The sequence below is a fragment of the Curtobacterium sp. PhB146 genome, from assembly GCF_004342995.1.
Classification (GTDB): domain Bacteria; phylum Actinomycetota; class Actinomycetes; order Actinomycetales; family Microbacteriaceae; genus Curtobacterium.
Genome location: NZ_SMBN01000006.1, coordinates 47,337 through 71,108, shown reverse-complemented (window position 1 = coordinate 71,108; position 23,772 = coordinate 47,337). Strand labels below are relative to the sequence as shown.

Here is a 23,772-nt window from a genome sequence, read left to right as displayed (position 1 = left end):
CACGTTGTGTGGAACATCGCGTACCTTGGTCCCTGTCGCCGGGTTCGGACCCGTTCGGGTCGGGTCCGAATCCCGGCGACTTCAAGCGTAGGTTCGCAGTGCATGCGCCCGCATCGGTAGGGACTACCTAATTCGGTTCGTCCGCCTAGGTAGTGCTGAACGCGACTAGAGCGCGACCCGCACCGGCAGGAACGCCGTCAGGTCCGCACGCGAGCCGGAAGCGCTGACGCGTGACTGCGCGACGGCTTCGTCCCAGGTCAGCTCAGCGGTCGCGAGCGCGAGCCAGGTCGTGGCGTCCGTCTCGACAACGTTCGGCGGCGTGCCACGGGTGTGGCGCGGGCCGGGGACGGCCTGGACCGCGGCGAACGGCGGCACCCGCACCTCGACGCTGTTGCCCGGCACGTCGTCGGCGAGGCGCTGCAGGGTCCACCGGACGGCCGTCGCGACGGTCGCCCGTGCCGTGTCGCCCTGCTGCACCGCGGTCAGTGCGGCGCGGCCGGCGGCGTCCTCGATCCTCCTGGGTGGCATCTCCACAGGCTAGCCGTCGCCTCGCGGCGGGAGAGTCCTGATCGGTAGGGTGATCGGGTGCGAATCCTCGTCCTCGGTTCCGGTGCCCGCGAGCACGCGATCATCACGGCCCTCCTCGCTGAACAGGCGGGCCACGTCATCACGGCTGCTCCCGGCAACGCCGGCATCGCCGCCGATGTCGAGACCGTCTCCCTCGACCCCACCAACGGCGCGCTCGTCGCCGAGTACGCGATCGAGAACGGCGTCGAACTGGTCGTCGTCGGGCCCGAGGCGCCGCTCATCGCCGGTGTGGCCGACCCCGTCCGCAGCCGGGGCATCCCGGTCTTCGGGCCGGGCAAGGCCGCCGCGCAGCTCGAGGGCTCGAAGGCCTTCGCGAAGCGCATCATGTCCGAGGCGAACGTGCCCACCGGCCGCCCGGTGTACGCCGGCACGGCGGAAGAGGCCATCGCCGCGATCGACGAGCTCGGCGCACCGTACGTCGTGAAGGCCGACGGGCTGGCCGCGGGCAAGGGCGTCCTCGTGACCGAGGACCGTCAGGCCGCGATCGACCACGCCACCTACTGGCTGCAGCACGGGCACGTCGTGGTCGAGGAGTTCCTCGACGGCGAAGAGGTCTCGTTGTTCTTCCTGAGCGACGGCCACGACGTCCGCCCGCTCAGCCCCGCGCAGGACTACAAGCGCCTGGCTGACCGCGATCTCGGACCGAACACCGGCGGCATGGGCGCGTACTCGCCGCTGCCGTGGCTGGCCGATCGTTGGGCGTCCGAGCAGGCCTTCGTCGACGAGGTCACCGAGCTGGTCGCGCTGCCCACCGTCCGTCGCCTCGAGCACGAGGGCACCCCGTTCGTCGGGCTGCTCTACTGCGGGCTCATCGTCACCGAGCAGGGCGTCCGGGTCATCGAGTTCAACGCCCGCTTCGGCGACCCGGAGACCCAGGTCGTCCTCCCCCGCCTGGCGACGCCGCTGAGCGGACTGCTGCTCGCCGCCGCGACGGGCCAGCTCGGGGGGACCCCGGCACCCTCGTTCCGTCCGGATGCAGCCGTCACGGTCGTGCTCGCGAGCGAGGGCTACCCGGAGAACCCGCAGACCGGCCGTCCGATCACCGGCATCGACGCCGCGAACGCCCGCGACGGCGTCTCCGTCGCACACGCCGCCACCGGGGTGCTCGACGACACGCTCGTCGCCACCGGCGGTCGCGTGCTCAGCGTCGTCGCGACCGGAGCCGACTTCGCCCAGGCGCGCGAGCGCGCCTACGCGGGTCTCGGCGACATCACCCTGCAGGGCGCGCAGTACCGCACCGACATCGCCGCGAAGGTCACCCGATGAGCGCCGCGCCCGTGATCGCCGGCTGGGACCACGTCTCGTCGGGCAAGGTCCGCGAGCTCTACGTGCCGACCGGTACCGCCGACCTCCAGAGTGCGTCCGAGCTGCTGCTCGTGGCGTCCGACCGGGTCAGTGCCTACGACTTCGCCCTCGAGCCACCGATCCCCGGCAAGGGCGAACTACTCACCCGCCTGTCGCGCTTCTGGTTCACGCAGCTGAGCGACGTGCCGAACCACATCATCGGCCCGTCGTCCGGTGGCACCCCCGTGCCGGCCGAGGTCGAGTCGCGGTCGATGCACGTCATGCCGCTCGAGATGTTCCCCGTCGAGTGCGTCGTGCGCGGGTACCTGGTCGGCAGCGGCTGGGCCGAGTACCAGGCGTCCGGCAGCGTCTGCGGCGTCGCCCTGCCCCAGGGGCTGTCGAACGGCGACCGGTTGCCCGAGCCGATCTACACCCCCGCCTACAAGGCACCGCAGGGCGAGCACGACGAGAACATCTCGTACGAGCAGACCGTCGACCTGGTCGGCGCCGAGGTCGCGGCGACCCTGCGCGACCTGTCGCTGCACGTGTACACCGAGGCAGCGGCGATCGCCCTCGAGCGCGACGTCGTGATCGCGGACACCAAGTTCGAGTTCGGGCAGGACGCCGACGGCCGGATCCGGATCGCGGACGAGGTCCTGACCAGCGACTCGAGCCGGTACTGGGACGCCCGGGCCGACGGTCGGACGGACTCCTTCGATAAGCAGATCGTGCGCGACTGGCTCAGCGCCAACTGGGACCGCCAGGGCACGCCCCCGGTGCTGCCCGAGGCGATCGTGTCCCGCACCGCCGCGCGCTACGCGGAGCTCATCGAGCGCCTCGGCGCTTAGTCGGTTCCTGCTGCGGGCCTGCTGCGCGGACCCCGAGCGGGCCCCGACCGGTCACGACACCCCGCTCACGTCCGGCGACCGGTCACGAGCCGTCGTTCAGGCCCCCGGTACCCGACCGTTCGTGACCGTCCGGCGGCGCGCCGACGGCACGTCGTGACCAGTCGACGAGCGACCAGTCCTGACCTGCCGACGACCTGCCGACGGCTCGTCGTCAGAGGTCGCGCGCGACCACGACGACGGTCAGGTCGTCGCCCGGGTCGTGGTCGACCGCACGTGACCGCACCCGCTGCAGGAACGTCGCGATGTCCGGCGAGCCGCGGTAGAGCTCCCCGAGCTGCGACAGCGACGCGAGCGTGGAGTCCCACAGCTCGAGCGCGCCGTCGCTGACCACGATGACCACGTCGCCCGGGCGCATGACGAGCGACCCGGAGGCACGTTCGATGCCCGCGGGGTGCAGCCCGATCGGCAGGTCCGACGACCGCAGGATCCGCTCGGCGCCGTCGTCGCGGAGCTGCAGGACGAGTCCGTGTCCGGCGTCGGTGAAGTCGATCCGGCCGGTCGAGGGCGTGAGCCGGCCGTGGAACATCGTCGCGAACGACTCGGCGCGGCTGAGGTCGGGTGCGACCTGCGCCTCGAGCTCGGCGACGGCGACGTCGGGTGCCAGGTCGCCGCGGGCGAGCAGTGCACCGCGGATGTTCGCGGCGAGCAGCCCAGCCGACATGCCCTTGCCCATGACGTCCGCCACGGTCAGGTGCACGGCGTCGTCACCCGAACGGTGCCAGTCGTGGAAGTCGCCGGAGACGACGCCGTGCGGCACCGACAGCCCGGCGATCCGGTAGCCGGGCACGTCGACCGTGCCGGGTTCGAGCCCCGCGAGCACGGACCGCAGGCGGTCCTCGTCGGCGCCGGCTGCCAGTTCCCGCTCGGCCCAGACACCGAGTTCCTGGAGCAGGGCGACCTCGTCGGCGTCGAGGGTCCGCGGTTCCGGGTCGATGAGGCAGAGCGTGCCGACCTTGACGTCGTCGTCGCCGAGCCGCAGCGGGACCCCGGCGTAGAAGCGCACGTTCGGGTCGCCGACGACCATCGGCATGTCGGAGTAGCGGGCGTCGATGCGCGCATCCGGCACGAGCACGGGGCCGCGCTCCCCCAGCGTCCGCCCGCAGAAGGTGTCCTGCAGCGGGATGACCGGTCCGAAGTGGCTGTCGCTCTGCTGGGACTTGATGGTCAGCGAGGTCTCGCCCGCCAGGTTCAGGAAGGAGCCGGAGACACCGAGGGCTTCACGCGCGATGCGCGTGATCCGGTCGAAGCGCTCTTCGGCGCCACCCTCGACCACGTCGAGTGCGGCGAGCAGCGCTGCGCGGCGCACGGCGTCGGTCGCGCCGGTGACTGGGACGGTCGTCGCTGTCTCCGAGTGCATGCACCCACGCTAACGCGCCAACCGGACAGGGCCTGTCCCCACTACGGAGGACGCACCACCCCAGTCCGCGGGGCAGGCTCGCCGAGCGCTCGGCCGTCGACCCTGGATCGGCGCGACCCGGCGCGGCCCGGCGTCGGACTACCCTGGACGCGTGTCCCGCCGTGTCCTGCCCGCTGTCGCCCTCGCTGCGGCGGCTCTGGTGACGCTCGCGGGGTGCGGCGCCCACGACTCGACCGGCCAGGTCTCGGTCACCGTGTCGGACAACGCCGCCGACCACCCGTACGAGGTCAAGGTCTTCGCGTCGACGGGCAAGCTCTCCGAGCACCAGCGGGTGTTCCCCGGAGGCACCGCGGACTTCGCGGGCGTCCCGCTCGGCAAGGTGACGGTCCGCGCGGGCTCGCTGTGCCCGCAGACGACGACGGTGACGAACGACGCCGTCGCGACGGTCACCCTGACGACGACGGGCTGCTGAGCGCGGGTCGGTTCAGACTGCGCCGGGACCCCGCGCGATCGTCTCGTGCGGCTGCTCGCCGAAGCGTGCGCGGTAGTGGGCGGCGAAGCGACCGAGGTGCGTGAACTGCCAGCGCCGGGCGACGTCGCTCACCAGCAGCCCGCCCGAACGCGATCGGCCGAGTTCGAGGTGGACCCGGTCGAGCCGGACCTCGCGCAGGTACTGCATCGGCGTCACCGCGAGCCGCCGGCGGAAGAGGTCCTGCACGCCGCGCTCACTCAGGCCGCACGAGTCCGCGATGTCGGCCACCGAGAGCGGCTGGTCGGCCTGGTCGTGCACGAAGCGGATCGCACGACGCATCCGGTGCTCGACGTCGGACCGTGACGGCGAGAACGTCGACAGCACGACCGTCGCGATGCGTCGGTTCAGGGCGGCTCGCTCGTCGACCGGCAGCGCGGGGTCGAGGACGCGACCGGTGACGTCGCGGAGCAGTGCTCGGAGGGGTTCGATCCGAGGGTCGGCGGCGTCCGGTTGCCGGAACTCGGCCGATGGGCGGTCGCCGCCGCCGTCGCCGTCGCGTCCGCCGAGCAACGCCGGCGACAGGTGCAGCAGGGTCATCGCCGTGGCGTCGGTGTCGAAGCCGTACGCCACCGAGGCGGAGAGCATCATCGGGCGTTCGGCGCCGACGTCCCAGCTCGAGCCGTCGTCCGCGGTCAGGCGGGCACGGCCGTCGGCGAGCCAGAAGACCACGTGGTCCGGTCGGGGGCCGATCGTGCCGGAGCGGTGTCCGTGCGTCCCGATGCGCCGGATCGACAGCTCTGCGTCACCCCCGGTCACGTAATCGAAGGGCACAGCGTCCATCGGAACAGTGCCTCCGCTCACCCCGCTGCGGACGGTCCGGCACGGGAATCGGAACGCTACCGCACCGGACGACCGGGGCGGGCAACGACCGCCCCGAACCGCCCCGGACCGCTCAGGGCCGCTCAGGGCCGCTCAGGACGGGTCCGGCACCTGGTCCCACTCGTCGGCGTACCGCGAGAGCACCGTCCACCGCGACACCGGCCACGTGGTGATGAACGCACGACCGACCACGTCGTCGACCGGCACCGTGCCGTGCACGCGGGAGTCCGCCGAGTTGTACCGGTTGTCGCCCATCACCCAGATGCGCCCCTTCGGCACGGTGATGTCGAAGTCGGTGCCGGAGACCCGGTCCGACCCGATCTCGGGCACCACGTAGGGTTCGTCGACCGGGTGGCCGTTCACCGACAGGTGTCCGCCCGTGCCGCAGCACGAGACGGTGTCGCCGGGCAGGCCGATCACGCGCTTGATCAGGTCGTCGCCCTGCCCGGTGCCGAGCCAGCCGCCCGGGTCCTGGAACACGACGACGTCACCGCGCTGCAACGGCACGGCGCCGGGGACGAGTTCGTTGACGAGCACGCGGTCGCCGATGAGCAGCGTGTTCTCCATCGATGCGGACGGGATGTAGAAGGACCGGACCAGGTAGGTCTTCACCAGGAACGACGCCAGCAGCGCCACGACGACGATGACGACGAGGTCGCGGAGGAACTTCCAGCCGGCCCGCTTAGGCTTCGGCTCGGATTCGGTGGCGCTCAATGCGTCAACACCACCTTCACGAGACCGATCACGAACGCCACGGCGGCCAGCACGATGCCGCCCCAGAGCCCGAGGAACGTGGGCCGCTTGCCGCTGAACCGCTGCATGAAGACGCCGACCATGCCGATGCGCACGACCAGGATGACCAGGGCGGCCGTCTGCGCCCACCCCGTCGGGATCCACCCGATCCACGCCACCGCGTACAGCACCGCGGGGATGAGCCCGGACGTCGCGATCGGGTTCGCGTTCCGCATGATCGTCACGACCGATTCACGCCGGGCGTCGTCCGTCTGGGAGTCGTCGCCGCCGAGGCCGTGCGCCACCAGGTGCGCGAGCACGTGCGCCAGGTAGGTCAGGACCGCGGTCGCCAGGACGGCCCAGATCGCCGACCCGTGGTGGATCGCGGCCGGGTCGACGGCGATCGCGGCGGCGAGCACCGTGATGTTGCCGTAGATGTAGGACGACATCCGGTCGCGGACGTGCTCGATCGGCAGGTCGCGCGGGTCCGGACGACCGCCGCGGGGTCCGCGTCCGCGTCCGAGCGGTGGTCGTGTGCGTGGCATCCGTCCATCTTGGCCCTCGCGTGCCGGTCCTCGCCGACAGGACACCGAGTGCGATGGCCACGCGCGTGGCCGGTTCCGGCAGACTGGGTGGCGATCGGTGCGACGGCGCACCGGACAGGAGGCCCGTATGACGTCCGCACGACCACTCGCCCTGGTGACCGGTTTGGGCCGCAGAGCCGGCATCGGCGCGGCGCTCGCCACCCGTCTGGCGACCGACGGCTGGGACCTGGCCATCTCGTGGTGGGGCCCGTACGACGACCGCGTGAGCGGTGGGGCGGATCCCGACGGGGTCGAATCCGTCGTGCAGGAGTGCGAGTCGGTGGGTGCACGCGTGACGCGCCTCCCGGTCGACCTGGAGGACCCGGACCAGGCGGCCGCCCTGGTCGGCCGCGCCGAGACCGAGGCGGGCGCCCCCGTCACCGCGCTGGTGATGTCGCACTGCGAATCGGTCGACTCGGACGTCCGGAACACGACGGTCGAGTCGTGGGACCGGCACTTCGCGGTCAACGCCCGCGCGCCGTTCCTGCTCGTGCAGGCGTACGCGGCCGCACTCGAACGAGTTGGCGACGCCGCACCGCGGGACCGCCGGCGGATCGTCGCGCTGACGAGCGACCACATCGCGTACAACCTGCCGTACGGGGCGTCGAAGGGGGCGCTCGACCGTCTCGTGTTCGGTGCCGCGAAGGAGCTCGGCAGCCTCGGCGTCAGTGCGAACGTGGTGAACCCCGGCCCGAACGACACCGGGTGGATGTCCGACGACGTCAAGCGCTGGGCGGTCGAGGGCACGCCGCTCGGCCGACTCGGACGACCGTCGGACACCGCTGCACTCGTCGGGTTCCTCTGCTCGGAGCAGGGGCGCTGGGTGAACGGGCAGCTGCTGACGTCGGACGGCGGGATCTCGAACCGCGCGTGATCCGGGCGGCGGACCGGGTCAGCCGCGACCGGGCGCGGTCACCTCGATGCGGTTCGCCCACGGGTCCTCGAACGCGACCGTCCGGCCGTCGTCGGCGGTCTGCACCCCGGTGTCGTGCATGCGTGCGACGAGGGCACCGAGGTCGTCCGACCCGGGCACCTCGATCCGCACGAGCCCCAGCCCGAGCGCGAGCTGACGGCGCCCGGCCCCGCGGGAGTTCCAGGTGTTCATCGCCATGTGGTGGTGGTACCCGCCGGCGCTGACGAACAGGGCCTCGCCCCACCCGGCCGTCGTCGCGAAGCCGAGCTTGTCGACGTAGAAGTCCTTCGCGCTGGCGACGTCGCCGACCGACAGGTGCACGTGGCCGACCCGACCCGGCGCGTTCGGCGCGGACTCCAGCGCGTCAGCCGTCAGGTGCTCCTGGAGGAACGCGTTCGGGTCGACGTACTTCGTGTCCATGTCGACCATGCCGTGCGTCCACGACCACTCCGTGCGGTCGCGGTCCCAGTACAGCTCGACGCCGTTGCCCTCGGGGTCGGTGAAGTAGAACGCGTTGCTCACCAGGTGATCGGCGCTGCCGGTGAAGGTCTGCGGGAACTTCGTCGCGACCGAGTACAGCGCGGCGGCCAGGTCGGCCCTCGTGTCGAACAGGATCGCGGTGTGGAACAGGCCGGCGTCGTGCGGGCCGGCGTGCTGCATCGACGGCGCGTGCTCGAGGATCACGATCGGGACCGCCAGGCCACCGGCGCCCGGTCGCCCCAGCACGGCGACGCCGCCCTCGTTCGAGAGCAGCGAGAGCTGGACGCCGTCGCGGTAGTAGCCGATCATCCGGTCGAGGTTCGCGACGCGGAGGGTGACGGCACCCATCCCGGTGTCGGCGGCGAGGAGGTCCTGCGTGTGCATGGCACCAGTGTGCGCCCATTTGGTTGACGCGTCAACCAAATGGGCGCATCGGTGGTCACGGCGAGTTTCGTGGTGGGCGACACTTCTCGCGGCCCGGCGCCCGAGATGTGTCGCTCAGCGCGAACTGAAGTGGCGCAGCACCCGGCTGCGGTCAGCGGGAACGGAAGTAGCGGTGCAGCGCGCGCTCGCGGATCGCGGCCGCGGCGAGCGCCCCGCCGAGCAGCGCGCCCACGAGCCCGAGGGACGCGATCGCGATCGCCTCGCGCACGATCGGCAGTGCGTCGTCGACGTCGAGGCCGCGCACCGACACCACCGCGACGCTCGTCGCGACCAGGGTCCCGACCGATCCCCAGACCAGGTGCTGCAGGACGATGCCGAGGACCTGCGCGCACCGCGGCACCCCGACGTGCCGGTCGGAGGCCAAGGCGAGCCGGCGCCGTGCGACCGCTGCCGCGCCGATCGTCAGCCCCACGAGGACCGCTGCACCGAACGGGACGAGCACTGGCTGCCGCGCCGCGGGGGTGAAGACCGCGCCCAGGGTCGGGTTGAGCTGCCCGGCGGTGGGTCGGTCTTCGCCCTCGGCCCCGCTCGCCGGCAGGACGGTGCGCCGGAGCATGGAGACCGTGTCGTCGCGCTGCGGCCACACCGTCGCCCAGCAGGCGTCGAACGGCGACCCGTCGTCCACCGTCGGCGCGAGGACCGCGTACTCCAGGTCGGGGTCCCGGCCGTCGTCGGGGTAGTCGTACACACCGGCGACTCCGGTGCCCGCGCCGCCCACCGTCACGAGGCGATCGCCTGCGGCAAGCCCCAGGGTCTCGTGCACCGCGGGCGAGATGATCACTCCCGCGGCCCCGTCGGCAGCCGAGCCACCGAGCAGGCCACGCACCCCGGCGGTCACCTCGTAGGTCGGGATCGCCGAGCCCGGCAGCGCGGCGGGGACGACCCCGGCGTCGAGGCGACGGAACGCGCCAGACGCGATGACCCCTTCGGCATCCGCGAGGGCATCGCACACGCGGCCGTCGATCCGGCCCTCGGCCCGCTGGACGGTCGTCCCCGCACCGCTCGCGACGAACACCGCAGCCGCTCGGACGTCACCGGCGACCGCTGCGGCGCGCAGGCCCACGACACCGCTGAGCAGCACCGCGAGGACGGCAGCGGTCACGGCTGCCCACGAGGCTCCGGAGGCGATGTCGCGCCACGCCTCCCGCCAGACCTCGGTCACCTGCATCCGGCGGGGGCTCATCGGTACCGCCCGAGGTCGAGCACTCCGTCGCAGGCGTCGCGGGTCGCGTCGTCGTGCGTGGCGACGACGACGACCGTCCCCGACGCGGCGAGCGCACCGATCCCACGGTTCACCTCGATCGCGGTCGCCCGGTCGAGTTGCGCCGTCGGCTCGTCGACCAGCATCAGACCCGGCGCGCTGGCGATGGCGCGCGCGAGCATCAGGCGTTGCGCCTCGCCACCGGACAGCTCGGCGAACCGCGCGTGCGCCCGCGAGCCGAGCCCGAAGCGCTCGAGGACCTCGAGCGCCCGGACGTCCGCGGTCCGACGATCCGCGCCCTGGGCGACGAACGGCAGCGCGACGTGGTCGAGCACGCGGCGGCGGGCCACCCCGTACGGGTTCTGGAAGACCCAGAGCGGCCGACAGCCCGGCGGACGGACGGCGGCACCGCGCGTCGGACGGAGCATCCCGGCGAGGATCGCGAGCAGCGTGGACTTGCCGGAGCCACTCGGCCCGACGACCGCGGTCACGCTCCCCTCGGCGAAGGCGCGGTCGACGCGGTCGAACAGCACGGTGCCGTTCGGCCAGACATGTCCGACGCCCTCGAGCGTCACCGACACGAGCTGGACCGGTCCGGCGCGGCACGGATCCGGTCGAGCGTTCGTCCGCCGGGCACCCGGACGAACGACTGCCCGAGTTCCGACCCGAGGACCTGGACCCGGAGCGGCCGCCCCGTCGTCGGTTGCACGCACGCCCGGTCACCCTCGAGGTCCCAGAGAGCCGTCGGCGGCACCACCTGGACGGTCCGCGGGCGACTGAGGGTCCACGTCGCGGCCACCGTCGGTGCACCGTCCGCCGAAGCGACCGTCGCCGCGTACTCCGGCAGGGCGCTGATCGCAGCGAGGTCCGTCGGCGAGGAGACCACCCCGGCGTCGTCGATCGGGATGTCGGCGTTCCCGATCCGCAGCACGCGCTCCCCCGGCGCCGGATCAACCGGGAGCGCCTCGATGCGCGCGCCGCGGAGTTCGGCCGGGAGTTCGACGAGGACACCGTCGGCGCCGACCGCTGCCCCGACGACGGCCACGCACGCCAGGACGGCGTTCTCGGCGGCTGGCACCCATGCGAACGGGTCCCGCGGCACGACGTCGTCGGGCAGGTCGTCGCGGTCGACACCTCGGTCGAGCAGGAACTGGTGCGCAGCTCGGAGCGTGCCCGGGCCGAGGACGCCGTCGATACTCAGTCCGGCACCGAGGCGCGTGAGTTCCCGCTGCAGCCCCGTGACGTCGGCCCCGCGGTCGCCGAGCTCGAGGTCGCGCCACAGCGGCTCGTCACTGGCGAGCGCGATCACCGGCCGCCCGTCGACCCGCGCGAGGACGTCCCCGCTCCGCACGGGCGCCCCGGTCGAGCACGTCGACGTCGTCACCGTGCCGGTCCGCGACGTCACGACCGCCCGTGGGGCACCGGTGGCGAGTGCGAGCTGCACCTGTCGTTCATCGGCATCGGTGCGCTCGGTCACCCGGACGGTGCTCGTGGGGGCCGCCGTCCGGAGTGCAGCCGGGACCTCGGCCGGCACAGCGACCACGATGGCGGCGGCCGTCGCCGCCGCGACCACCATCGCCCCGAGCGCCAGGAGCGCGGCAGACGGGAAGCGCATCACTGCCGCCAGAGTCCGAGGGGGTCCAGCCGACACTGTACGGCTCCGGGGTCCCACTGCGAGAAGGAGAAGTTCCCGTCGTCGTTCTGGGTGCGCCATTCACGTTCGGTGTACGTGTCGTCGACGAGTCTCACGGCACGGAGGCACGCGACGGTGATCTCTGCCTCGTCCTGCTTCTCCGGGTTCCGCCGGACTTCGTTGAACAGGTACGTCACGTCGCTGTCGAAGTCCTTCGCGCACTTCGACTTCGAATCGTTGATGGCCGTTGCGTCTTCAGCCTTCCGCCCTGGGAGCGGCGACGCTTCGGACGTGCCGTCCTCTGCTGTCGTGTAGTCGTAGCCGAGATCCCGCATGCATGCGCTCATGCGGGACTGGGCATCTGCGACCTCCCGCGCCGAGATCGTTCCGTCCGAGAGGATCTGCCGCTGGTACGGGCTGGTGTCGGCGGCTGATTCCGCGAACTCACCCGCCCACGGCCCGGCCACTGAGAAGCCTGACGGATCGACGACCCGGGGCGCAGCATCTGCGGAGGCGCAGCCAGCGAGCCCCGTGGCGGCGATCACCACGACGACCAATGCTCCCCGAGCACGGTTCCGAACCACCGCGTCAGGCCCGGACCATGCCGTACCGGGCGATGTTGGTCCAGCAGGCAGCCTCGTAGGACCACTTGTTGCCACCGACCACGTTCCCCCACTTCATCGTCCCGCTCTTCAGCCGGTTGAAGTGCTGAGCACGGCCACACCCCGACTCGTTGAAGCCCATGCTCTGCGTCACCTTCCGCCAGCACGTCGCAGCACTTGCCTCCGGCGCCGTCACGGTGTCGACCGCGATCCCGCCGCCCACGACACTCCCCAGCACGACCGCACCCAGTACGACGTTCTTGATCGACATCGATCTCCCCTTTCATCGCGACATCGCCCCGATGTCACCGTTAACGTATTACCGGTCAGTACGCGAGCGCAACGACCATCAGCACATCCGTGCAGGATGGACGCGTGACTGATGACATCCAGTGGGAGGTGGTCGAGGAGAGCTCCCTCTCGCTCCCGGACCACGAAGCGATCGCAGCACTGCTCGCGCAGGCGTTCCCGGACTGGTCCCACTGGTACGTGGGCGGCCGCAGCTGGTCCGGCATGCAGCCCGAACGCCGGGTCCTCGCCCGCGACCAGGATGGCGTCGTCCTGGCGCACGTCGGGATCCGCCGCATGTTCATCACGGTCGGCGGGCGCGACGTCCTGGTCGGCGACACCGGCCTCGTCGCCGTGTCGCCCAGGCTCCAGGGATCGGGCAAGGGCCGGGAACTCATGGAGCGCACGCACGCCGTGCTCGACGGGCTCGCGGTGCCGTACGGCTTCCTCGGCGCGGGCGAGAACCGCATCCCCTTCTACGCGAAGCTCGGCTGGCACGAGTTCCCCGAGGTCGTCGGCACCTTCTCGGCGTTCACCGCCGAGGGCGCCGGCATCACGAACACGGAGCAGGGCGGCTGGATGGTGCGGCCGGTGGCCGCAGCCCTGGAGGACTGGCCGGCCGGCCCGATCTGGCTGAACGGGCAAGAGGTCTAGAACGCAACGACAGACGGACGGGAGGCCCGGTGCCAGCTGGCACCGTGCCTCCCGTCCGTCAGGTGGTGGACCGGGGCTCACGCCCCCGCGTCCACCGGACTACGCCTCGACCGCAACCGTCTCCGGGTCCTCGTTCGAACCCGGCGCGCTCGGCACGACCGCGGCGCGCACGCGCGCACCGAGGTCGGCGTCGACGTTCGTCCAGTACGCGAACACGCGCTCGCGCAGGTCGTCGCGCGTCACCTTCGAGACGTGACCGGCGATGTTGCCGACCAGGCGCTCACGGGCGGCGTCGTCGAGGACCTCTCGGACGAGCGTGCCGGCCTGACCGAAGTCGTCGTCCTCCGGGTGCAGGGTCGCGGCGGAACGCTGCAGCGCGCCGTCGGACTCCCAGCCGGGCACGTCGTCGGTCGCGGTCGGGTCGGCGTGTGCGCCACCGAGCGAGTTCGGCGCGTACACGGGCACCTCGGACTTCTGGAAGTCGAAGCGCATCGCGCCGTCCTTCGAGTACGAGTGCACCTCGTTCTTCGGGGCGTTGACCGGCAGCTGCGCGTGGTTGGTGCCGACGCGGTAGCGGTGGGCGTCCGCGTAGCTGAAGATGCGCGCGAGGAGCATCTTGTCCGGGCTGGCAGCGATGCCGGGAACGAAGTTCGAGGGGGCGAAGGTCGCCTGCTCGATCTCGGCGAAGTAGTTCTCCGGGTTGCGGTTGAGCTCCATCGTGCCGACCTCGATGAGCGGGTAGTCCGCGTGCGGCCACACCTTCGTCAGGTCGAACGGGTTGAAGCGGTAGGACTCGGCGTCCCCGTAGGGCATGACCTGCACCTTGAGGGTCCAGCGCGGGAAGTCCCCGCGCTCGATCGCGGCGTGCAGGTCACGGATGTGGAAGTCCGCGTCCTCGCCGGCGATGCGGTCGGCGTCCTCCTGCGTCAGGGTCTTGTGGCCCTGCTCGGTGATGAAGTGGTACTTCACCCAGAAGCGCTCGCCCTCGGCGTTGATCCACTGGTACGTGTGCGAGCCGAAGCCGTCCATCTCACGCCACGACGCGGGCAGGCCGCGGTCGCCCATCAGCCACGTGACCTGGTGCGCCGACTCGGGCGACAGGGTCCAGAAGTCCCACTGCATGTCGTGGTCGCGCAGGTGCGAGCCGGGCAGGCGCTTCTGCGAGCGGATGAAGTCGGGGAACTTGATGCCGTCGCGGATGAAGAAGACGGGGGTGTTGTTGCCGACGAGGTCGTAGTTGCCCTCGGACGTGTAGAACTTCAGCGCGAAACCGCGGGGGTCGCGCCACGTGTCGGGCGAACCCTGCTCACCGGCGACGGACGAGAAGCGCGTGAGCATCTCGGTCTGCTGGCCCGGCTGCAGGAACGCGGCGCGGGTGTACTTGCTGACGTCCTGCGTGACGGTGAAGGTACCGAAGGCGCCGCCGCCCTTCGCGTGGACGACGCGCTCCGGCACGCGCTCGCGGTTGAACTGGGCGAGCTTCTCGACCAGGTAGTGGTCGTGCAGCGCGAGGGGGCCGTCGGCCCCGACGCCCATCGAGTGCTCGTCGCTCGAGACGGGAGCGCCGGAGTTGGTGGTCGTGGTGGGGGTGCCGGCCGGCTGGCCGGGCGTCGTGTTCTGGTCGGACACGGTTCCTCCTTGGGTGGAACGGTTGGTTCGGTCAGGGGTGCTCGGGTGGTTCAGGGGACGCGCGGGGCGTCGGGCGCGGCTGCGTCGGGCTCGTCTGCGCTTGCGCCTGCGTCGCTTGCGCTTGCGCCTGCGTCGATTGCGCTTGCGCCTGCGTCGATTGCGCTTGCGCCTGCGTCGCCGGCTGCGTCATCGCCCGCGTCGTCGCGCTCGGCCGCGGCGCACCGCTCGCAGATGCCCCAGTAGGTGACCTCGGCGGTGGTGACCGCGAAGCCGTGCGCGTCCGACGGGGTCAGGCAAGGCGAGTGCCCGACGGCGCAGTCGACGTCCTCGATCGCGCCGCACAGGGTGCAGACGATGTGGTGGTGGTTGTCACCGGTGCGTCGCTCGTACCGAGCGGGGCTGCCGGCCGGCTCGATGCGTCGGACGAGGCCGACGCCGGTCAGCGCGGCGAGCACGCCGTACACGGCCTGGTGGCTGGTCGTCGGGAGCTCCGCCGTGAGCGCCGTGACGATGTCGTCGGCGGTGGCGTGCGGCATCGATTCGGTGGCCCGCAGCACCGCGAGTCGCGGCGTCGTGACCCGGAGGCCCGAGGTGCGGAGCAGATCGGCGTCGGCGTCCATGCTGAGCCTTTCTTTTGCAGGAATCAAGACAACACGGCCACTGTACACGAGCCGTCGTGGCGCGTACCCGTCGGAACACATTCCGCGACCGGTATGCGACGTGTCACGATCTGGCGGCGATCACCTGGAGGGACCCTGGAACGATCGGTCTGCACGCTAACGTCCCGACATGTCCACGAGCCACGGCCTGTCTGAACAGGCGAACAGCGCACCGGACGTCCGGGGGATCATCGCGAAGCGGGACCTGGTCGTCGACCTCATCCGGACGGCCTGCGTCGTCCTCGTCGTCATCGTGCACGTCACGATGGTCGGCGTCGCGTCCGACGACCACGGAGTGCGGGTGACGAGCCCCCTGCAGGAACTCCCGTGGTACGTCGCCGCCACCTGGGTCGGGCAGGTGATGCCCCTCTTCTTCGTGGTCGGCGGCTTCGCGAGCGCAGTCGGCTGGCGCAGCACCGTCGCGCGCGGTGCGCCGAGCCCTGCTCGAGACTACCTGGCCACCCGCCTCGTGCGCCTGTTCCGGCCCGCGGTCCCGCTGTTCGTGTTCCTCGCGCTCGGGCTCGGTGTGGCCACGGCCGTCGGCACCCCGCCGGACCTCCTCGCCGAGGTCGCGTTCGGCATCGGCTCACCGCTCTGGTTCCTCGCCGCATACGGCATCACGCAGTGCTGCGTGCCGCTGATGATGCGGTTCCACGAGCGCGCACCCTGGGCAACCCTCGGCGTGTTGCTCGTGCTCGCCGCGGTGGTCGATGCGGTCCGCCTGGCCACCGGGGTCGCCGAGGTCGGACTGCTCAACCTCGGGCCGGTGTGGCTCTTCGCGCAGCAGCTCGGGTTCCTCTGGGCCGACGGGTGGTTCGCACGGCGGTCGAAGGCGCTCCTGCTCGCGGTGGCGGTCGTCGCCTACGCCCTGCTCGTCCCGATGACCTCGATCGGGCTGTGGGCACCGGACATGCTGCAGGACCTCAACCCGCCGATGCTCCCGCTGGCGTTCCTCGCGATCGCGCAGGCCTGCCTGGTCCAGCTCGTGCACGCCCCGCTCAGTCGCCTGATGCGCACCAGGGCCGCGCTCGGAGCCGTGTTCGTCCTCGGCCGCGACGGCATGACCATCTACCTGTGGCACCTGCCGCTGTTCATCGCGCTGAACGGGGTCGCCCTGCTGGTCGGGGTGCCGTTCCCGTCGCCGGGCTCGGGTGGGTGGTGGGCGTCCCGGCTGATCGCGCTGGTCGCGGTGCTCGCCGTCGCGCTCGGGGTTGCTCGCGCGCTCCGTTGGTTCGACCGCCCGCTCCCCCGGCTGCTGCCCTCGGCCGACCGCCCGTCCTGGCCGGTCGTCGCTGTCGCTGCGCTCTGCACGATCGGTCCGGCGTTCCTGGTGATGCAGCTGCACCTGTCGTTCGGGATCGCGGTCATCGGCGCCGTGGCCGTGCCGATCGGGGTGTGGTTGCTCTCGCGGACCACGCCGGCCCGGGGCGTCACCCGGATCTGAAACGGTTCTCACCGTTCGGGGCCACTCCGACCTGCACCGCCACACGCGCCGGGCAGAGGATGGCGGCAGGCCGATCCCCTGGAGGCACCCGACGCCGTCGACACCCGAGTTCTGGAGCACCTGGCGGTTCGATCCCCTGTCCGCGGTGATGATCGCCGTCGCCGCGGTCGCCTACGGCTGGTGGGTCGTCGCCGCCGCACGTCGCGGCGCACGCTGGCCCTGGTGGCGCACCCTCGCGTTCGTCGCCGCACTGGTGCTGTTCGGGATCCTGCAGTTCGGCATCGTCGGCGTGTACGACCAGCAGCTGCGGTGGGCGTTCGTGCTGCGGTCCGCCCTGCTCTTCTTCGCGGTCCCCACCTTCGCCGCGCTCGGTGCGCCCGTCTCGTTGCTCCGGACAGGAGGCCCGGATCGCCTCGCGCACGCCGCCGACGCCGCCATGCGGTCGCGTCCAGTGCGCCTGCTCGGCAACGCGATCGTCGCGCCGCTCGTCGCCCTCGTCCTGTTCGGCCTGTTGCTGACACCGTTCGCGGCGACCCTGCGGGAATCGTCCGTCTGGGCCGTCGTGATCACGGTGACGGTCCCGATGCTCGGGTTCGGGTTGCTCGCTCCGCTGTCCGAGCCCGGTGTGCTGCGGTCGTCGACGTTCGTCACCGCGGAGTTCCTGCTCGCCTTCGTGGAGCTGATGATCGACGCGGTGCCGGGCATCGTGCTCCGGATCACGAACCACGTGCTCGACGGGTCGGTGGTGCAGGCCGTGGGGCAGCCGTGGTTCCCGTCGCCGCTGCGCGACCAGCACCTGGCGGGCGACCTGCTGTGGTTCATCGCCGAGGTGGCGGACATCCCCGTGCTCATCTCGCTGTTCATCCGGTGGCAGCGGACCGATCGCCGCGAGGCCCGCGCCGTCGACGCCCTGACCGACGAGCAGATCGACGAGTTGACGCGGGAGCACCTGCAGCGCCGGGGTTGAGCGCGCGGGCGGGGCGCCGACCCGGAACGACGACCTCGATGTCGTACGACGTCGAGGGTGTCGCACCCCCGCGGCCGCAACTGTTGCAGACGCGGGACTGCGACGAACCCGTTGTCGTACGACGTCGACGGTGTCGCACCCCCGCGGCCGCAACGACTGCGCCGGGACCCCGGCTACACGCGGGCCCCGGGCCGCTCGTGGGAGCAGCCCGGGGCCCGGGTGGTCGGCGCGGGTCAGGCGTCGGCGTGCTTGCCGTGGTGGTCGATGGCGGCGAGCTCGGCCTCGGCCGTCGCCGGAGCAGCGGCCGCAGCGTGCACGCCGTGCTCGGCCGGCTTCGCGTCGCCCTCGGCCGGCGCAGTGCCCTCCGCGTCGGGCTGCGCGGTCACGCCACCGGTCTGCTGCCAGGCGACGGTCTGCTTCGGCTTCGCCAGGAACAGCGCCGCCACGATCGCCGCGATGAGCACGATCGCCGGAAGGAACAGCGACTCACCCATGGCCCGCGAGAACGGCTCGAGTAGGAACCCGGGCAGTCCGCCGACCTGCTGCTCGGCACCACCGGCGGAGGTCCCACCGGTCGAGGCCGGGAAGTTCGCGGTGATCCGGGCCTCCATCAGCGCCGCGATGCCGGCCGAACCGAGCACGGCACCGATCTGACGCGTCGTGTTGTAGACGCCCGAGCCGGCACCGGCCAGCTTCGGCGGCAGGTTGCGCGTCGCCGAGACCGACAGCGGACCCCACATGCAGGCGTTGGCGATGCCGAGGAGCGCGCTCGGCAGGAGCACCCATCCCCAGTCGGCACTCGACGACAGCAGGGCACCGAACCAGAACAGCCCGGCCGAGAAGCACGCGAGGCCGAACGCGGCGACCCAGCGCGGGTTCCACCGGTTGAGGTTCTTGCCGACGAGCGGTGCGAGGCCGGCGGACAGCACGGCCTGCGGCACGAGGAGCAGTGCAGCCTGGGTCGGCGAGAACCGCAGGACGTCCTGCGCCCAGAGCATGATCGGCAGCGCGAACGAGGCGATCGCGACACCGACGGCCGTGATGGCGACGTTGGCCAGGGTGAAGTTGCGGTCCTTGAACAGGCCGAGGGGCAGCAGCGGCTCACCCTTCTGCACGCCCTGCCAGACGACGAACCCGGCGAGCACCACGAGCCCGACGATGATGAGCGACCACACCGAGATCGGTCCGGCGATGACGCCCCAGTCGTAGGTCTCGCCTTCCTGGATGCCGAAGACGAGCAGGAACAGGCCGGCCGCCGACAGGAAGATGCCGAGGTAGTCGAAGCGGTGCCCGTGGCGGTCGAACGACGGCACGAAGCGCTGCGCGAGGACGAACGCCACGACACCGACGGGGACGTTCACGAAGAAGATCCACTCCCAGCCGAAGCCGTCGACGAGCAGGCCGCCGACGATCGGGCCGACGAGCGAGGCGACACCGGCGACGGCGCCCCAGAGACCCATCGCGGCACCGCGGTTCTGCGGCGGGAAGATGCGCGTGATGACGGACATCGTCTGCGGGCTCATCATCGCGGCGCCGAGGCCCTGCACGACGCGGGCCACGATGAGCATCTCGATCGAGCCGGCCAGACCGCACCAGAGGCTGGCGAGCGTGAAGACGACGAGGCCGATCTGGTACATGACCTTCGGGCCGAAGCGGTCACCGAGGCGGCCGGTGATGAGCAGCGGCACCGCGTAGGCGAGCAGGTACGCGCTCGTCACCCAGATCACGGAGTTGATGTCCGCGTCGAGCTTCTGGGCGATGGTGGGGGTGGCGACCGACACGATGGTCGAGTCGACGAGGATCATGAAGAAGCCGACGACGAGCGCCCAGAGCGCGGGCCACGGCTTCTTCTCGGTCGTCCGCGGAGGCGTGACGGTGGTCATCGAGTGGTGTCCTTGCTGTTCGTGGGGAAGTCAGTGTCTGTGGGGACGGCCGGGCCGTCCCATGGGAGGTCGCCGCTGGCGATGCGGTCGACGGTGGTGCTGAGCCACTCGATCTGCGCGGCGAGCATCGCACGGACGTACGACACGTCGAGCCAGTACCGCTCGGTCAGCTGCTTGGCCTGCACGCGCTGGAGTGCCTGGTCGTAGTCGTCGCGCTCCTGTTCGAGTGCGACGATCCGGGCCCGGACGGCATCGACCGCCTCGGAGTGCGGCAGGTTCTCGAGCACGGAGAGGGCCAGGTGGAACTCCGGGTACTCGTCCGCGGGCTCCGCCACCATGCGGCGGAGGCCGTCCGCGAGTGCTGCGCGGCCGGCTTCGGTGATCGTGTAGGTGGTGCGTTCCGGCCGGTTGCCGTCGCGGTCGGTGCCCACGACCTCGGCGAACCCGAGCTCGGCGAGGCGGCCGACCTGGTGGTACAGGGTGCCCGGGCGGACCTTGACGTTCCGCTCCTCCTGCCGGTGGACCATCGTCTGGAACATCTCGTACGGGTGCATCGGTGCCTCGTTCAGCAGGTCGAGCGCGGCGAACGCGAGGGGCGTGAGCGACGCCATGCGGGCCTCCTGACGGATCGATGCGGCAGTCTTCCGACTGGACTATTCGACTTCGAATATACGGAGTCGAACACAGGTGAGCAAACGCACAGCACGTTCTCCACAGGAGGCCCGGATCCGTCCCGGCGTGTCGCGCGCGCCCCGTAGACTGGTCGCGTCCCCCACCCCTGAAGCGCTGGAGAGAACACGTGCCAACGATCGTCGTCGAGGTCATGCCCAAGGCTGAGATCCTCGACCCCCAGGGCAAGGCGGTGGGCAACGCCCTCGCCCGTCTGGGCAAGGCCGACCTGACCAACGTCCGCATCGGCAAGCGCTTCGAGGTGACCGTCGACGGCCCCGTCGACGACGCCAAGCTGGCCGAGGTCCGCGACATCGCCGCCGACGTCTTCTCGAACGCGGTCATCGAGGACGTCGTCTCCGTGACCGTCGAAGGCCAGTGACCCGGATGCGCATCGGCGTCATCACCTTCCCCGGCTCCCTCGACGACCGTGACGCCCAGCGCGCGGTCCGTCTCGCCGGTGCCGACCCCGTCGCCCTCTGGCACGGCGACCACGACCTGCAGGGCGTCGACGCCATCGTGCTGCCCGGTGGGTTCTCGTACGGCGACTACCTGCGCGCCGGTGCGATCGCCGCGAAGGCGCCGATCATGGCCGAGGTCATCGACGCCGCCGGCAAGGGCATGCCCGTGCTCGGCATCTGCAACGGCTTCCAGATGCTGGCCGAGGCCCGCCTGGTCCCCGGCGCGCACACCCGCAACGCGCACCAGCAGTTCATCCGCCGCGACCAGAAGCTCCGCGTCGAGACGACCTCCACCGCCTGGACCTCCGGGTTCACCGCGCAGCAGGAGATCACGATCCCGCTCAAGAACGCCGACGGCCGTTTCGTCGCCGACGCCGACGAGATCAAGCGCATCGAGGACAACGGCCAGGTCGTGTTCCGCTACGTCGGGGTGAACCCGAACGGGTCGATCGACGACATCGCCGGCGTCTCGAACGAGCGCGGCAACGTCGTGGGCCTGATGCCGCACCCCGAGCACGCGACCGAGCCCGGCTTCGGCCCGGACACCGCCGCTGCCATGGCCTCCGGCACGGACGGCCTCACCTTCTTCACCTCCGTGATCGAGTCGACGCTCGTCAAGTGACGGCCGCGACTCCAGTGACAGGGAACGACAACACCGTGACGACTTACGTGCGCCCGAAGCCCGACACCGTGCAGGATGCCGCGGCGACTCCCGACAAGGACCAGCCGTACGACGCGCTCGGCCTGAAGCCGGACGAGTACGCCCGCATCAAGGAGATCCTCGGCCGCCGCCCCACCTCGGGCGAGCTGGCGATGTACTCCGTCATGTGGTCCGAGCACTGCTCCTACAAGTCCTCGAAGAACTACCTCCGTCAGTTCGGCAAGAAGGTCACGCCGGAGATGACGAAGAACCTGATGGTCGGCATGGGCGAGAACGCCGGTGTCGTCGACGTCGGCAACGGCTGGGCGGTGACCTTCAAGGTCGAGTCGCACAACCACCCGTCCTACGTCGAGCCGTACCAGGGCGCCGCGACCGGCGTCGGCGGCATCGTCCGCGACATCATCTCGATGGGCGCACGCCCGGTCGCCGTGATGGACCAGCTCCGCTTCGGCGCGATCGACCACGAGGACACCGCACGCGTCGTGCACGGCGTCGTCGGTGGCATCTCGTTCTACGGCAACTGCCTCGGCCTGCCGAACATCGGCGGCGAGACCTACTTCGACCCGGTGTACCAGGGCAACCCGCTGGTCAACGCCCTGGCGGTCGGCGTCCTGCGGCACGAGGACCTGCACCTGGCGAACGCGTCCGGAGCCGGCAACAAGGTCGTGCTGTTCGGTGCCCGCACCGGTGGCGACGGCATCGGCGGCGCATCGATCCTGGCGTCCGACACCTTCACCGAGGGCGGCCCGACCAAGCGTCCCGCCGTCCAGGTCGGCGACCCCTTCGCCGAGAAGGTCCTGATCGAGTGCTGCCTCGAGCTGTTCCAGAAGGAACTGGTCGAGGGCATCCAGGACCTCGGCGCCGCGGGCATCTCCTGCGCCACGTCCGAGCTCGCGAGCAACGGCGACGGCGGCATGCACATCTCGCTCGACGACGTCCTGCTGCGCGACCCCACGCTCACGGCCGAAGAGATCCTGATGTCGGAGAGCCAGGAGCGCATGATGGCGGTCGTCCGCCCCGACAAGCTCGACGAGTTCCTCGCCGTGGTCGGCAAGTGGGAGGTCGAGACCAGCGTCCTGGGCGAGGTCACCGGCACCGGCCGTCTCGTCATCGACTGGCAGGGCCAGGAGATCGTCAACGTCGACCCGCGCACCGTCGCCGTCGACGGCCCGGTCTACGACCGCCCGGTCGCCTACCCGACCTGGATCGACGCGCTGCAGGCCGACACCGCGGCGTCGCTCGACCGTCCGGCCGACGGCCCCGCGCTCAAGGCGCAGTTCCTCAGCCTGCTCGGTTCGCCGAACCTGGCGTCGAAGAACTGGGTCACGAACCAGTACGACACCTACGTGCTCGGCAACACGGCCCTGTCCTTCCCCGACGACGGTGGCATGATCCGCGTCGACGAGGAAACGGGTCTCGGTGTCGCCATCGCCACCGACGCCAACGGCCGCTACTGCCAGCTCGACCCGAAGCAGGGCGCGCGTCTGGCCCTGGCCGAGGCGTACCGGAACGTCGCCGTCACCGGTGCCGTCCCCGCCGCGGTCACCGACTGCCTGAACTTCGGCTCCCCCGAGAACCCCGAGGTCATGTGGCAGTTCTCCGAGGCGGTCGAGGGACTGGCCGACGGCTGCATGGAGCTCGGCATCCCGGTCACCGGCGGCAACGTGTCGTTCTACAACCAGACCGGCTCGACCCCGATCCACCCGACCCCGGTCGTCGGTGTGCTCGGTGTCATCGACGACGTCGCCAAGCGCGTCCCGTCGGGCTGGCAGGACGACGGCCACAACATCTACCTGCTCGGCACCACGAGCCTCGAGCTCGACGGTTCGGCCTGGGCCGGCACGGTGCACGGACACCTCGGCGGTCGTCCGCCGGCGGTGGACCTCGGTCGCGAGAAGGAGCTCGCCGAGCTGCTCTTCGCAGCGAGCGGCGAGCAGCTGCTGACGAGCGCGCACGACCTGGCGGACGGTGGCCTCGGCCAGTCGCTCGCCGAGTCGGTGCTCCGCTTCGGCCTCGGCGCCCGCGTGGTCCTCGACGAGCTCGAGTCCCGCGACGGCGTCGACACGGCGACCGCGCTGTTCTCCGAGTCGACCGGTCGCGTCATCGTGACCGTCCGGCGCGAGGACGACGTCCGCTTCCAGGGCCTGTGCGCCGGTCGGGGCTTCCCGGTCCTGCGCATCGGCGTGACCGACGCCACGTCGAACGCGCTCGAGGTCCAGGGTGCGTTCACGGCGACGCTCGACGAGCTCCGCGGCACGCACAACGCGACGCTGCCGGCCCGCTTCGGCGACGTGATCGTCGAGGACGTCACCGAGGGGTACGTCGGCCGTGGGCCGCTCGACTCCGACGGTGCGTTCTCGCCGCGCACGGACTCCTAGGC

At 71.3% G+C, this 23,772-nt stretch carries 24 protein-coding genes and 1 pseudogene; 10 read left to right on the top strand and 15 right to left on the bottom strand.

What is annotated here, in order from left to right:
• Positions 1–165 precede the first annotated feature (165 nt).
• On the bottom strand, positions 166–528 hold the full coding sequence (locus EDF33_RS17965; RefSeq protein WP_131846930.1) for a sterol carrier family protein: 363 nt from the start codon (positions 526–528) through the stop codon (positions 166–168).
• A gap of 57 nt (positions 529–585) precedes the next feature.
• Here EDF33_RS17965 and purD point away from each other — a divergent pair, with 57 nt between their 5' ends.
• Together purD and EDF33_RS17955 are read left to right on the top strand one after the other, a co-directional pair.
• Entirely contained in the window at positions 586–1,854 is a 1,269-nt protein-coding gene (gene purD, locus EDF33_RS17960; RefSeq protein ID WP_131880735.1) for a phosphoribosylamine--glycine ligase, read from the top strand.
• The gene (locus EDF33_RS17955) at positions 1,851–2,720 is read left to right on the top strand and encodes a phosphoribosylaminoimidazolesuccinocarboxamide synthase (protein WP_131880733.1); all 870 of its coding nucleotides are present in this window, start codon (positions 1,851–1,853) and stop codon (positions 2,718–2,720) included. The genes purD and EDF33_RS17955 overlap by 4 nt, the downstream gene beginning before the upstream one ends.
• Positions 2,721–2,931: 211 nt before the next feature.
• Here the strand turns inward: EDF33_RS17955 and EDF33_RS17950 are convergent, their stop codons facing one another.
• Positions 2,932–4,137 carry a GAF domain-containing SpoIIE family protein phosphatase gene (locus tag EDF33_RS17950; RefSeq protein WP_131880731.1) on the bottom strand — a complete coding sequence of 402 codons (1,206 nt, stop codon included), beginning with the start codon at positions 4,135–4,137 and terminating at the stop codon, positions 2,932–2,934.
• Between the two features lie 151 nt (positions 4,138–4,288).
• On the opposite strand from EDF33_RS17950, the gene EDF33_RS17945 reads away from it, so the two are divergent.
• Positions 4,289–4,609, top strand: a complete 321-nt coding sequence (locus EDF33_RS17945; protein ID WP_123340134.1) for a hypothetical protein — start codon at positions 4,289–4,291, stop codon at positions 4,607–4,609.
• A 12-nt stretch (positions 4,610–4,621) separates the two neighbouring features.
• On the opposite strand, the gene EDF33_RS17940 is transcribed toward EDF33_RS17945, so the two are convergent.
• The 3 genes from EDF33_RS17940 to EDF33_RS17930 form a co-directional block, all read right to left on the bottom strand.
• The gene (locus EDF33_RS17940) at positions 4,622–5,440 is read right to left on the bottom strand and encodes a helix-turn-helix transcriptional regulator (RefSeq protein WP_165918874.1); all 819 of its coding nucleotides are present in this window, start codon (positions 5,438–5,440) and stop codon (positions 4,622–4,624) included.
• A 141-nt stretch (positions 5,441–5,581) separates the two neighbouring features.
• Positions 5,582–6,202: a signal peptidase I gene (gene lepB, locus EDF33_RS17935; RefSeq protein WP_123293649.1), complete on the bottom strand. Its 621-nt coding sequence runs from the start codon at positions 6,200–6,202 to the stop codon at positions 5,582–5,584.
• Positions 6,199–6,765, bottom strand: a complete 567-nt coding sequence (locus tag EDF33_RS17930; protein WP_123937518.1) for a hypothetical protein — start codon at positions 6,763–6,765, stop codon at positions 6,199–6,201. Before EDF33_RS17930 ends, lepB begins: the two co-directional genes overlap by 4 nt.
• 127 nt (positions 6,766–6,892) lie before the next feature.
• On the opposite strand from EDF33_RS17930, the gene EDF33_RS17925 reads away from it, so the two are divergent.
• Complete coding sequence (locus EDF33_RS17925; RefSeq protein WP_132100762.1) at positions 6,893–7,678, top strand: SDR family oxidoreductase; 786 nt, start codon at positions 6,893–6,895, stop codon at positions 7,676–7,678.
• A gap of 18 nt (positions 7,679–7,696) precedes the next feature.
• Here EDF33_RS17925 and EDF33_RS17920 read toward each other — a convergent pair whose 3' ends face one another.
• The 6 genes from EDF33_RS17920 to EDF33_RS17895 all read right to left on the bottom strand — a co-directional run bounded on the left by EDF33_RS17920 (position 7,697) and on the right by EDF33_RS17895 (position 12,348).
• Positions 7,697–8,581, bottom strand: a complete 885-nt coding sequence (locus tag EDF33_RS17920; protein WP_131880727.1) for a VOC family protein — start codon at positions 8,579–8,581, stop codon at positions 7,697–7,699.
• Between the two features lie 151 nt (positions 8,582–8,732).
• The gene (locus tag EDF33_RS17915) at positions 8,733–9,824 is read right to left on the bottom strand and encodes a hypothetical protein (protein WP_131880725.1); all 1,092 of its coding nucleotides are present in this window, start codon (positions 9,822–9,824) and stop codon (positions 8,733–8,735) included.
• Positions 9,821–10,423 carry an ATP-binding cassette domain-containing protein gene (locus EDF33_RS17910; RefSeq protein ID WP_131880723.1) on the bottom strand — a complete coding sequence of 201 codons (603 nt, stop codon included), beginning with the start codon at positions 10,421–10,423 and terminating at the stop codon, positions 9,821–9,823. The genes EDF33_RS17915 and EDF33_RS17910 overlap by 4 nt, the downstream gene beginning before the upstream one ends.
• Complete coding sequence (locus EDF33_RS17905; protein ID WP_131880721.1) at positions 10,414–11,457, bottom strand: hypothetical protein; 1,044 nt, start codon at positions 11,455–11,457, stop codon at positions 10,414–10,416. The genes EDF33_RS17910 and EDF33_RS17905 overlap by 10 nt, the downstream gene beginning before the upstream one ends.
• Positions 11,457–12,023 (bottom strand): hypothetical protein, encoded by a 567-nt coding sequence (locus EDF33_RS17900; RefSeq protein ID WP_131880719.1) that lies wholly within the window; start codon positions 12,021–12,023, stop codon positions 11,457–11,459. Before EDF33_RS17900 ends, EDF33_RS17905 begins: the two co-directional genes overlap by 1 nt.
• A 40-nt stretch (positions 12,024–12,063) precedes the next feature.
• Positions 12,064–12,348 (bottom strand): hypothetical protein, encoded by a 285-nt coding sequence (locus EDF33_RS17895; protein WP_131880717.1) that lies wholly within the window; start codon positions 12,346–12,348, stop codon positions 12,064–12,066.
• A 104-nt stretch (positions 12,349–12,452) separates the two neighbouring features.
• On the opposite strand from EDF33_RS17895, the gene EDF33_RS17890 reads away from it, so the two are divergent.
• On the top strand, positions 12,453–13,019 hold the full coding sequence (locus EDF33_RS17890) for a GNAT family N-acetyltransferase (protein ID WP_165918873.1): 567 nt from the start codon (positions 12,453–12,455) through the stop codon (positions 13,017–13,019).
• A gap of 99 nt (positions 13,020–13,118) precedes the next feature.
• Here the strand turns inward: EDF33_RS17890 and EDF33_RS17885 are convergent, their stop codons facing one another.
• Together EDF33_RS17885 and EDF33_RS17880 are read right to left on the bottom strand one after the other, a co-directional pair.
• Positions 13,119–14,648 carry a catalase gene (locus tag EDF33_RS17885; RefSeq protein WP_131880713.1) on the bottom strand — a complete coding sequence of 510 codons (1,530 nt, stop codon included), beginning with the start codon at positions 14,646–14,648 and terminating at the stop codon, positions 13,119–13,121.
• 227 nt (positions 14,649–14,875) lie between these two features.
• Positions 14,876–15,268, bottom strand: a pseudogene (locus EDF33_RS17880) (Fur family transcriptional regulator); the annotation flags it as partial.
• A 169-nt stretch (positions 15,269–15,437) separates the two neighbouring features.
• Between EDF33_RS17880 and EDF33_RS17875 the strand changes: the two are divergent.
• Together EDF33_RS17875 and EDF33_RS17870 are read left to right on the top strand one after the other, a co-directional pair.
• Positions 15,438–16,751: an acyltransferase gene (locus tag EDF33_RS17875; protein WP_131880712.1), complete on the top strand. Its 1,314-nt coding sequence runs from the start codon at positions 15,438–15,440 to the stop codon at positions 16,749–16,751.
• Positions 16,752–16,899: 148 nt separating this feature from the next.
• Complete coding sequence (locus EDF33_RS17870) at positions 16,900–17,718, top strand: cytochrome c oxidase assembly protein (protein ID WP_131880827.1); 819 nt, start codon at positions 16,900–16,902, stop codon at positions 17,716–17,718.
• 233 nt (positions 17,719–17,951) lie between these two features.
• On the opposite strand, the gene EDF33_RS17865 is transcribed toward EDF33_RS17870, so the two are convergent.
• Positions 17,952–19,601 (bottom strand): DHA2 family efflux MFS transporter permease subunit, encoded by a 1,650-nt coding sequence (locus EDF33_RS17865; protein ID WP_132100761.1) that lies wholly within the window; start codon positions 19,599–19,601, stop codon positions 17,952–17,954.
• Entirely contained in the window at positions 19,598–20,212 is a 615-nt protein-coding gene (locus EDF33_RS17860; protein ID WP_131880708.1) for a PadR family transcriptional regulator, read from the bottom strand. Before EDF33_RS17860 ends, EDF33_RS17865 begins: the two co-directional genes overlap by 4 nt.
• Before the next feature lie 188 nt (positions 20,213–20,400).
• On the opposite strand from EDF33_RS17860, the gene purS reads away from it, so the two are divergent.
• The 3 genes from purS to purL are packed head-to-tail and all read left to right on the top strand — an operon-like array spanning position 20,401 to position 23,770.
• On the top strand, positions 20,401–20,652 hold the full coding sequence (gene purS, locus EDF33_RS17855) for a phosphoribosylformylglycinamidine synthase subunit PurS (RefSeq protein ID WP_017886272.1): 252 nt from the start codon (positions 20,401–20,403) through the stop codon (positions 20,650–20,652).
• Between the two features lie 5 nt (positions 20,653–20,657).
• Positions 20,658–21,353 carry a phosphoribosylformylglycinamidine synthase subunit PurQ gene (gene purQ / locus EDF33_RS17850; protein ID WP_111085606.1) on the top strand — a complete coding sequence of 232 codons (696 nt, stop codon included), beginning with the start codon at positions 20,658–20,660 and terminating at the stop codon, positions 21,351–21,353.
• 35 nt (positions 21,354–21,388) lie between these two features.
• Positions 21,389–23,770 (top strand): phosphoribosylformylglycinamidine synthase subunit PurL, encoded by a 2,382-nt coding sequence (purL, locus tag EDF33_RS17845; protein ID WP_243692490.1) that lies wholly within the window; start codon positions 21,389–21,391, stop codon positions 23,768–23,770.
• Positions 23,771–23,772 lie beyond the last annotated feature (2 nt).